The organism is Sphingomonas sp. 66-10 (assembly GCF_001897045.1).
In the GTDB taxonomy this organism is placed as follows: Bacteria; Pseudomonadota; Alphaproteobacteria; order Sphingomonadales; family Sphingomonadaceae; genus Sphingomonas; species Sphingomonas lycopersici.
In genome coordinates this window covers 26,116-28,905 of record NZ_MKRR01000031.1, presented here as the reverse complement: position 1 = coordinate 28,905, position 2,790 = coordinate 26,116, and the positions used below count along the sequence as shown (strand labels likewise).

Annotated in this window: 3 protein-coding genes; all 3 read left to right on the top strand. The window is 66.5% G+C overall.

The genetic code is table 11. The annotated features are described in order from the left end of the window. Positions 1-244: 244 nt before the first annotated feature. Positions 245-1,045, top strand: a complete 801-nt coding sequence (locus tag BGN95_RS04065) for a CoA-transferase subunit beta (protein ID WP_286771689.1) — start codon at positions 245-247, stop codon at positions 1,043-1,045. Between the two features lie 2 nt (positions 1,046-1,047). Then, positions 1,048-1,962 carry an enoyl-CoA hydratase gene (locus BGN95_RS04060; RefSeq protein WP_179511086.1) on the top strand — a complete coding sequence of 305 codons (915 nt, stop codon included), beginning with the start codon at positions 1,048-1,050 and terminating at the stop codon, positions 1,960-1,962. Continuing rightward, positions 1,959-2,790 (top strand): NAD(P)H-dependent flavin oxidoreductase (locus tag BGN95_RS04055; RefSeq protein ID WP_286771688.1); only part of this gene is annotated, 832 nt, incomplete at its 3' end. The genes BGN95_RS04060 and BGN95_RS04055, both read left to right, overlap by 4 nt.

Below are 2,790 nucleotides of genomic sequence, written 5' to 3'. Positions count from 1 at the left end.
GAGCGCGTCGGCGGCGAGAAGATCGCCAGCCTGCCGCTGCCGATCTTCTAAAGAAGCGTTTGGAGATGCAGCTCAACCTCTCCCCGTCATTCCCGCGAAGGCGGGAATCCATTCTGGCTGGCCTATGGGCTCTTGCCGCGACGCCGGCGCGAATGGATTCCCGCCTTCGCGGGAATGACGGGAGATCGATGGGCAGGGGCGCTCCCCGGCACATTTTTCGAACCGATTATAAAAGAGGCGAAGCATGAGCGCTTCCGATTTCACCCTCGCCGAACTGCTGATCGTCGCCTGTTCCGAGGCGTGGCGCGGCAATGGCGAGGTCGTCGCCACCGGTATCGGCCCGATCCCGCGCATCGCCGCGGGGCTCGCCAAGCTGACCCACACCCCCGAACTGATGATGACCGACGGCGAGGCGTTCGTCGTCGAGGAGCCGGTGCCGCTCGGCCCGCGCGGCGATTACAACCCACGCTTCGCCGGTTACCTCCCGTTCTCGCGCTTCTTCGACGCCGCGGTGTGGTCGGGCAAGCGCCACGCGATGGTCACCCCGACCCAACTCGATCGCTTCGGCCAGACCAACATCTCGTGCCTCGGGCCGGATTATCGGCAGCCCAAGGTGCAGATGCTCGGCGCGCGCGGCTTTCCGGGCAACAGCATCAGCCACATCAACTCGATGTTCCTGCCGCAGCATTCGAAGCGCGTGTTCGTCGAGGGCGAGGTCGATATGGTCTCCAGCGTCGGCTACAATCCCGCGCGGACCAAAGGCGTCAACACCGATCACCTCGACCTGCGGCTGATCGTCACCGATCTCGTGGTGATGGATTTCGGTGGGCCGGATCATGCGATCCGCGTCGTCTCGCTCCACCCCGGCGTCACGCTCGACGAGGTGCAGGAAGCAACCGGTTTCCCGTTGGCGGTGGCCGACGAGGTGCGTGAAACGCCGGCGCCGACCGCGGAGCAGCTTGCGATCATCCGCCGCCTCGATCCGCACGACATCCGCGCCGGGGTGATCAAGGGCAATCCGGCCGGCATCCGCGAAAGGGCTTGAACATGAGCGATCTCGTCACCCCGCAGCAGGTCGATATCACCTACGAAACCGACACGCCCGTCACCTATACGGTCGAGAATGGCGTCGCCTGGGTGATGATGAACCGGCCGACGTTCAACAATGCGCAGAACAGTCAGATGACCTATGCGCTGGACGACGCCTTCCGCCGCGCGACCGACGACGATGCGGTGCGGGTGATCGTGCTGGGCGGGGAGGGGAAGCATTTCTCCGCCGGGCACGATATCGGCACCCCGGGGCGCGATCTGCACAAGAGCTTCGATCGCAAGCTGCTGTACGCCGATCACACCAACAAGCCCGCCGCGGAACTGCTCTATACCCGCGAGCAGGAAGTCTATCTCGGCATGTGCCGCCGCTGGCGCGACATTCCCAAGCCGACGATCGCGATGGTGCAGGGCGCGTGCGTCGCGGGCGGGCTGATGCTCGCCTGGGTGTGCGATCTGATCATCGCCACCGACGACGCCTTTTTCCAGGATCCGGTGCAGAAACTGATGGGCATCCCCGGGGTCGAATATTTCGCCCACGGGTTCGAGCTGCCGCCGCGCGTCGCCAAGGAATTCCTGCTGCTCGGCGAGCGTTTGCCGGCCGAACGCGCCTATAGCTTCGGGATGGTCAACAAGATCGTGTCGCGCGCCGAATTGCGCGATGCGGTGTCGGATTGGGCGCAGAAGCTCGCGGTGCAGCAGCGGCTCGGGCTGTGGCTGACCAAGCAGGCGTTCAACCATGTCGAGGATCTGCGCGGCAAGCGCACCGCGATGGATGCGGTGTTCCACATGCATCATTTCGCGCATGCGCAGAACGATCTCACCACCGGCCATTCGCTTGGCGGGGTGACCGCCAAGAGCGCCGCTGCCGACAACAAGAAAGCGGCAGACGCCAAAGCTGTGGATGGGGCATGAGCGACCCGCTCGCCACGATCCTGACCGAGCGGCTCGGCTGCCGCCTGCCGGTGATCCAGACCGCGATGGGCTGGGTCGCCGAGCCGGCGCTGGTCGCCGCCTCGTGCGAGGCGGGGGCGTTCGGCTTCCTCGGCGCGGCGGTGATGACCCCGCGCGAGGCGGCGGAGAAGATCGCCGATGTGCGGCGGCGCACGTCGCAGCCGTTCGGCGTCAATTTCCATATGTTCCAGCCCGGCGCGGGCGAGATCGTCGACCTGATCCTCGCCAATCGGGATCAGGTGCGCGCGGTGAGCTTCGGGCGCGGGCCTGATGCCAAGATGATCGCGCGTTTCAAGGACGCGGGCATCCTGTGCGTGCCGACCGTCGGCGCGGCGAAGCACGCCAGGAAGATGGTCGAGCTCGGCTGCGACATGATCACGGTGCAGGGCGGCGAGGGCGGCGGGCATACCGGCGCGGTCGCCACCACGATCCTGCTGCCGCAGGTGCTCGATGCGGTGAAGGTGCCGGTGATCGCCGCCGGCGGGTTCGCCGACGGGCGCGGGCTTGCGGCGGCGCTGGCCTATGGCGCGGTGGGCATCGCGATGGGGACGCGCTTTCTGCTGACGGTCGAGAGCGCGCCGCCGGAAGTCGCCAAGAATGTCTATCTCAAGGCCGGCACCGACGACATCCACGTCACCACCAAGATCGACGGCCTGCCGCAGCGCATGGTCCGCACCCCGATGTTCGACCGGATCGAGAAATCGGGCCCGATCGGCATGTGGCTGCGTGCGATCGAGGGCGGGCTGGCGATGAAGGCGCGCACCGGCGCTAGCTGGGGCGAGCTGATCG